Origin of the sequence: Neisseria sp. HMSC074B07 (assembly GCF_001810355.1) — a bacterium.
Classification (GTDB): domain Bacteria; phylum Pseudomonadota; class Gammaproteobacteria; order Burkholderiales; family Neisseriaceae; genus Neisseria.
Map to the genome: position 1 here is coordinate 152,991 of NZ_KV800981.1, position 7,080 is coordinate 160,070.

At 52.6% G+C, this 7,080-nt stretch carries 8 protein-coding genes; 7 read left to right on the forward strand and 1 reads right to left on the reverse strand.

Going from position 1 to position 7,080, the window contains the following annotated elements:
• Window positions 1–235: 235 nt before the first annotated feature.
• Both corA and HMPREF2726_RS11860 read left to right on the forward strand, forming a co-directional pair.
• Window positions 236–1,306: a magnesium/cobalt transporter CorA gene (gene corA / locus HMPREF2726_RS11855; protein WP_009311991.1), complete on the forward strand. Its 1,071-nt coding sequence runs from the start codon at window positions 236–238 to the stop codon at window positions 1,304–1,306.
• A gap of 129 nt (window positions 1,307–1,435) precedes the next feature.
• Window positions 1,436–1,918, forward strand: coding sequence for an acyl-CoA thioesterase (locus HMPREF2726_RS11860; RefSeq protein WP_070603472.1), 483 nt, complete (start codon window positions 1,436–1,438; stop codon window positions 1,916–1,918).
• 152 nt (window positions 1,919–2,070) lie between these two features.
• Here the strand turns inward: HMPREF2726_RS11860 and HMPREF2726_RS11865 are convergent, their stop codons facing one another.
• Entirely contained in the window at window positions 2,071–2,535 is a 465-nt protein-coding gene (locus HMPREF2726_RS11865; RefSeq protein ID WP_003755397.1) for a universal stress protein, read from the reverse strand.
• A gap of 192 nt (window positions 2,536–2,727) precedes the next feature.
• On the opposite strand from HMPREF2726_RS11865, the gene HMPREF2726_RS11870 reads away from it, so the two are divergent.
• From HMPREF2726_RS11870 to brnQ, 5 genes are all read left to right on the forward strand, one after another.
• Window positions 2,728–3,504 (forward strand): tRNA threonylcarbamoyladenosine dehydratase, encoded by a 777-nt coding sequence (locus tag HMPREF2726_RS11870; RefSeq protein WP_009311987.1) that lies wholly within the window; start codon window positions 2,728–2,730, stop codon window positions 3,502–3,504.
• Between the two features lies 1 nt (window position 3,505).
• Window positions 3,506–3,976, forward strand: a complete 471-nt coding sequence (locus HMPREF2726_RS11875) for a hypothetical protein (protein ID WP_003741001.1) — start codon at window positions 3,506–3,508, stop codon at window positions 3,974–3,976.
• Between the two features lie 51 nt (window positions 3,977–4,027).
• Window positions 4,028–4,486 (forward strand): hypothetical protein, encoded by a 459-nt coding sequence (locus HMPREF2726_RS11880; RefSeq protein WP_009311985.1) that lies wholly within the window; start codon window positions 4,028–4,030, stop codon window positions 4,484–4,486.
• Between the two features lie 105 nt (window positions 4,487–4,591).
• Window positions 4,592–5,479 carry a segregation and condensation protein A gene (locus HMPREF2726_RS11885; protein ID WP_003778081.1) on the forward strand — a complete coding sequence of 296 codons (888 nt, stop codon included), beginning with the start codon at window positions 4,592–4,594 and terminating at the stop codon, window positions 5,477–5,479.
• A 225-nt stretch (window positions 5,480–5,704) separates the two neighbouring features.
• Window positions 5,705–7,042 (forward strand): branched-chain amino acid transport system II carrier protein, encoded by a 1,338-nt coding sequence (brnQ, locus tag HMPREF2726_RS11895; RefSeq protein ID WP_009311980.1) that lies wholly within the window; start codon window positions 5,705–5,707, stop codon window positions 7,040–7,042.
• The last annotated feature ends 38 nt before the right edge of the window (window positions 7,043–7,080 follow it).

Genomic DNA, 7,080 nt, shown 5'->3' on the forward strand with positions numbered 1-7,080 from the left:
CGCCGTACTGGTTTAAAGTTAATCCACTATATCCGAAACGGTTTTCTCAAGCATAAAGGTCGTCTGAACCTTTCAGACGACCTTTTTTATAGTGGATTAAAATTGCAATGATACGGCGTTGCCAACGCCCTTATGTACTACCCGTACACGGCGGGCGTTGTCGCCTTGTCTCATTTTTATTTTAATCCACTATACAACAGAAAAACACATTATCCATCCTGCCCTATCCCATTTTATGAGCAAACAGCCCAACAGCGCAGACCCAGCAGAAATCACGCAAGACCAAACCGTCCCGCGCAGCAATACCGACAACGCGCCGCGTTCCGCCATCCACCAGACGCTTTATTCCGCCGATACGTTTGCCCAACACGATTATCTCGCGGGTAAAAAACTGCCCGACATCGCCCGCCCGCAAGCGGGGCAGACCAACTGGCTGCATTTCGTCGGCATCAACGACGCCGCTCTGCTCAAACACACGCTGGAGCCTTACGGCATCCACGAGCTGGTCATCGAAGACATCCTCAGCCGCAAACAACGCCCCAAAATCGAAGACTATGACAATTATCTGTTTATCGCCGCGCAGGTTTACCACTACACCGCCGCCGGCAAACTGAATTCCGACCAAGTGTATCTGATTATCGGCAAGGATTTCGTGTTGTCGTTCCAGCAAAAACCGCTGGGGCTGTTCAGCCAGTTGCGCCGCCAAATGAGCGAAAACCCGCGCGGCATCCTCGGCAAAAATACCGCCTTTCTCGCCTATTGCCTGCTCGACCGCATCGTGGACGACTATTTCATCGTTTTGGAAGAGTACAACAACCGCGTCGAAGCCATAGACAAATCCCTGTTTAAAGATGAAAACAGCGATATCCTCGGCAAAATCCACCGTCTCAAGCGCGATGCCGTCCGCCTGCGCCGCACACTTTTGCCTTTGCGCGACGTGTTCTATCAACTTGCCGTACGTGTCGATTTCACCATTTTCAAAGGCGAATCCACCGTCTATCTGCGCGACGTGTACGATCACAACATGCAGCTTCTTGAGTCGCTCGACGCCTCGCGCGACATGGTGTTGAGCATGATGGACATCTACCTTTCCTTCCAATCCAACCGCATGAACCAGCAAATGCGCGTCCTGACCGTCATCACCATCATCTTCATGCCGCTGACCGTCATTACCGGCATCTACGGCATGAACTTCGACAACATGCCCGAGCTGCATTGGCATTACGGCTATTTTATCGTTTTAGGTTTGATGCTGTGCATTATCGTCGGGCTGCTGATTTTCTTCTCGCGCAGAAAATGGTTATAAACCCATAAAAAAATCCAATTTCCGTATATTCATATATTAAATACAATCAGTAAGGTCGTCTGAAAACCATCCCAACCACTGAACGGCCGCCTGTCTAACACAAACATTCATTTTTAAAAGAGGAACACCATGGACCAAACCCGCCAACTCCCTGCACACGAACTCATCATGTCCGAACTGATGATGCCGGACACCGCCAATTTCAGCGGCAACGTCCACGGCGGCGAACTTTTGCGCCTGCTCGACCAAGTCGCTTATTCCTGCGCCAGCCGTTACAGCGGTAATTATTGCGTTACCCTGTCTGTCGATAAAGTCTTGTTTAAAGAGCCGATACACGTCGGCGACTTGGTAACCTTCTACGCCAGCGTCAACTACACGGGCAGAACCTCCATGGAAATCGGCATCCGCGTCGAGGCGCAAAACATCCGCACCGGCGAAGTGCGTCATACCAATAGCTGCTACTTCACCATGGTTGCAGTTGAAGACGGCAAACCCGTTCCCGTCCCGCCGTTGGAAATTACCACCGAGCGCCAACGCTGCCGTTACGAAAAAGCCAAAAAACGCAAAGCCTTGAGCCTTCAGACATCGGACGAGACTTCCTGCGGATGCTGAAAACGGACGGATAAAACGGATTGCAAGACAAAGGTCGTCTGAAAACCAGGTTTCAGGTTTTCAGACGACCTTTTTATTTGACGGATAAGGACATTATCGAAACTGCGTCTGTCGAAGCAGTTTCAGACGACCTTCTTCAGTAGGGCAGCCCCTTACGCTTCTTCCGCTTTGCTGCGGATAATCAGAAGCGGCAGGTGGCTTTGGCGCATAACGGTTTCGGCGAAGCTGCCCATCAGGAGGTGCATCAGGCCGGTGCGGCCGTGTGTGCCGAGTACCAGCAGGTCGGCGCCGTTTTCATCGGCGTAATCGACCAAATCCTGCGCCATTTCGCGTGCGCCTTTGTTGGCGACCAGCAGGTGTTTGACGATGTTTTCCACGCCGTTTTCGCGGGCGGTTTTTTCAGCGAAGTCCAAGACTTCGTTGCCTTGGGCGACGGCGGCGGCCTCGTAGCTTTCGTGTTGCAGGAATTCGGGGGCGAGCGCCATGTATTCGGCGGGGTTGGCGACGTGTACCAAAGTCAGGCGGGCGTTGTTGACGCTTGCCAACTCGGCGGCGTGTTTCAGGGCGTTGAGGGAAGTTTCGCTGCCGTCAACGGCTACAACCAGATGTTTGTACATAGTTCATTCTCCTTTTGCGCCGCAGGCGGCACTTTGTTTCATGCGGTTGGGAAGGGTCCGATATGAAACGATTATAGACTCTTTCGGGCTGCTGCAACAGCCCGTCTACTTTCCAGTATAATATGTGTCGGACTCGTCCGCAGCGTTTTGCGTTGATTTTCATTCATTTATTGATATATCACAAGGTTGGGTATGAACGACACCGTTTTTCTTCCTTCGCGCCGTTTCGGCGGTATTGCCAGACTCTACGGAGATGAAGCACTGGCGCGGTTTTCGCGCGCGCACGTCTGCGTGGTCGGCGTGGGCGGGGTAGGCTCTTGGGCGGTAGAGGCTTTGGCGCGGACGGGCATCGGTCGTTTGACCTTGATTGATTTGGACAACGTCGCCGAGTCCAATGTCAACCGCCAGCTTCATGCGCTGACCGACGATTTCGGCAAGGCGAAGGTGATGGCGTTGCGCGAACGCATTGCTCAAATCAACCCGCAATGCGAAGTGGAGGAAATCGAGGATTTTGTGACGGAAGACAATCTCGAAACGCTTTTCAGACGACCTTTCGACTTTGTGATCGACGCGATAGACCAAGTGCGTGTCAAGGCGGCGATGGCGGCTTATTTTGTGCGGCACAATCAGCCGTTTATCCTCAGCGGCGGCGCGGGCGGACAGAAAAATCCGGCATTGATTCAAACCGCTGATTTGAGCCGCGTTACCCACGACCCGCTGCTTGCCAACCTGCGCTACACCTTGCGCAAACGCTACGGCTTCAGCCGCGATACCAAAGAAAAAATGCGCGTGCCGTGTGTGTTCTCGACTGAGAACATTACGCCGCCGCAATCTGGCGAAGCGTGTTCGACCGATACCGCGCCGCAAGGGCTGTCCTGCGCGGGCTATGGCGCGAGTATGCTGGTGACGGCTTCGTTTGGGCTGTATTGTGCGCAGGCGGCGGTGGAACATATTGCAGGACGGAAATGAGATGAATCGATTTTTTAAAGCCTATTTTATCGCCAGCTTGATTTATGCGGTTGTCTTCGGTTTGCTGATGTACGGTGACGGTTTGCTGTTTTCAGGATCCGAATGTTTTGATATTGCACCTGAAAATGAACAGCGTCTACAGTATTGTTCACGAGCTGCTGAAATGTCGGCTTTTGAGAAAGTGTCTTTGAAGGTTTTCTTCTTTCCGTTTTTATCTGTAATGTTATTGTCCCTACTCAATGCCGGCATTATGAAGTGGACCAAACGCTGTACAACTTCGATGACTCTTGCTTTGCCTATTGTCGAATGGTTGATTGTTTGGTTCGTTTTTTTACTGTGGGAATGGAGTAGTCTGGATAGTTGGATGTCAATAGGAGGACTTCTTTTTTTGGGATTGCCTGTTTATGGCATGGCAGCAGTTCAAGCCCTGAGTGTGTTGCGCTCTTCTGCAAATGCCAATCAGAAAATTTGATGTGGGTTTAAGCCTCTTGAAATTTATTTTTTCAGACGACCTTTTTTGCCTATGAACCGATTTTTCAAAGCCTATTTTATCGCCAGCCTGATTTATGCGGTGTGGTTCGGCGTGTTGATGTATGCCGTCGATCCGATGTTTGGCGCAATGGGATGCGACATGCAGTCGGGCGATTATTTGTGTTTTCAGGACGGCTCTCCGCGGCCGTTTACCAATTTCCTTTATCCTTTCCTGTCCGTTCCGATATTCAGCCTTTTGCACGCTGCCATCATGAAGTGGCGCAAATGCTGCTCGGTCGGGATGATTTGGTTTTTGGTCGGCTGCGAATGGCTGCTATTGTCGGTTTGGATAATCGCAATGCTTGCGCGCGATGGCTTTGTGTTTTCCCGCGATGCCGTTACGGTGCTGACCGGTTCGTTTTTCGCCGTTTTGCCGCTGCTGGGCATGGCGTTGGCGCAAACGCTTGCCATTGCCATCGCTTCTTTGAAAAGCCAACGCAAAAAAGGCTGATTTTTGTTTTGCCGCACTTGTTTTGGCGAAACCCGCTGCGTTTTCAGACGACCCCGTTATTGATTAACCACCCATCGAACCTAATAAGAAAAAGCTCCTCTAACCATGCCTTCAGAACACCTTATTCCTTCCGCTGCGGCAACGTCGTCTGAACACACTGTCGCGTGGGTATTCGGTCAACCTGTTACCGATTTGCCGCAGGATTTGTTTATTCCGCCCGATGCTTTGAAGGTTGTCCTAAGCAGCTTCCAAGGGCCGTTGGATTTGCTGCTTTACCTTATCCGCAAACAGAATATCGACGTTCTCGATATTCCGATGGTGAAGATTACCGAGCAATATCTGCACTATATCGCCCAAATGGAAGCGTATCAGTTTGATTTGGCGGCGGAATATCTTTTGATGGCGGCGATGCTGATTGAAATCAAATCGCGCCTGCTGCTGCCGCGTCCCGAAGAGGTCGAGGATGAGGAGGCGGATCCGCGTGCCGAGCTGGTGCGCCGCCTTTTGGCTTACGAACAGATGAAGCTGGCGGCGCAGGGTTTGGATGCGTTGCCGCGCGCGGGAAGGGATTTTGCTTGGGCGTATCTGCCGTTGGAAATCGCGGTCGAGGCGAAGCTGCCGGAGGTGTATGTCGCCGATTTGACGCAGGCGTGGCTGGGCATTTTGTCGCGGGCGAAACATACGCGCAGCCATGAAGTGATTCAGGAAACCATTTCCGTGCGCGCGCAGATGACGGCGGTTTTACGTCGTCTGAACGAGAGCGGGATATGCAAATTCAGCGATTTGTTCAAACCGGAGCAGGGCGCGGCGTATGTGGTCGTCAATTTCATCGCGCTCTTGGAGCTTGCCAAAGAAGGTTTGGTCCGCATCGTCCAGCCGGACAGCTACGGCGAAATCGAAATCAGCCTGAAACAGGAAAATTTAGAACGCCCGGAAGCGGAAGAGGGCGTTTCAGACGACCCCGCCGCCGACATTGAAGGCGAAACGGCATGATGATTTCACGCTTGGCAAACCCATACCCATTTTAATCAACTGCCCTTTATATAGTGGATTAAATTTAAATCAGGACAAGGCCGACGAAGCCGCACAGTACAGAGATAGTACGGAACCGATTCACTTGGTGCTTCAGCACCTTAGAGGAATCGTTCTCTTTGAACTAAGGCGAGGTAACGCCGTCGGTTTAAAGTTAAGCCAATATAAACAAACAGGTACGAATTTATGAACAGTGTTTCCCCGCTCAACCGTAAAGCCTCGCTGTGGGCGGTCGGTTTGATGTTGTTCGCTTTGTTTTTCGGTGCGGGCAATCTGATTTTTCCCGCTTATCTCGGACAACAGGCGGGGGAAAGCTGGTTCTCTGCGATGACGGGTTTCCTGTTGACCGGCGCGGGCCTGCCGCTGTTGGGCGTGATTGCCATCGGCTATTCCGGTTCGCGCGATGTGCAGGCGCTGGCTTCAAGGGTTGCGCCTTGGTACGGCGTGGCGTTTGCCGTCGCACTGTATTTGTCCATCGGGCCTTTGTTTGCCATGCCGCGTACGGCGACGGTGTCGTTTGAGATTGCCGTTGCGCCGTTTTTGACTGAAAGCCAAAAAACAGTCGGGCTGGCGGCGTTCAGCGTGGCGTTTTTCGGCGTGGCGTATTGGCTGTCGATGTCGCCGGGCAAGCTGGTGGACCGCATCGGTAAAATCCTGACCCCCGTATTGCTTTTGACGATTGCCGTTTTGGTCGGCTACGCCGCGTTGAATCCGATGGGCGTTCCCGCTGCGGCACAAGGCGATTTTGCCCTCCGTCCGTTCATAAAAGGCATTTTGGAAGGCTACGGCACAATGGACGCACTCGCTTCACTGGTGTTCTCCATTATCGTCATTGACGCCGTGCGCGCGATGGGCGTGGACAACCGCTCCGAGCTGCTGCGGACGACCGCCGTTTCAGGCATCGTCGCCGCATCTTGTCTGGCACTGGTGTACCTCTTCATCGGCTATATGGGCGCGACCAGCGTGGCAGGTTTGGGACTTCAGGAAAACGGCGCGGAAATCTTGTCGAAAACGGCAAATTTCTACTTCGGCGTCCCCGGCAATATCCTCTTGGGCGTCATCGTCCTGCTCGCCTGCTTGAGTACCGCCGTCGGACTGATTACATCATGTTCCGAATATTTCAACCGCCTGTGTCCCGGCATTCCTTACAAAATGTTCGTCGTCATCAATACGGTCGTGTCTATGGCGTTGGCGAACAAAGGCCTGTCCTCCATCCTGACCTTCTCCATTCCGATGCTGATGCTGCTGTACCCGCTGACCATCGTCATCATCCTGCTGGTCTTCCTGCACAAACTGTTCGGCGGCAGCCGCATCGTCTATTTCTGCACCATGATGGCAACGCTGGCAGTCGGTTTGCTCGATGCCTATAAAGCCGCATTCGGCTTCAGCGAAGAAGTCGCCGCCGACATCAACGGCGCACTGCCGCTTTACAACGTCGGGCTGGGCTGGCTGCTGCCTGCAACCGTCGGCTTTATTTTAGGGTGCATCCTGAACGCCGCGCTCAAGAAAAAACATAAGGCTTAAATCTAAACAAAGGTCGTCTGAAAATTTTCAGACGACCT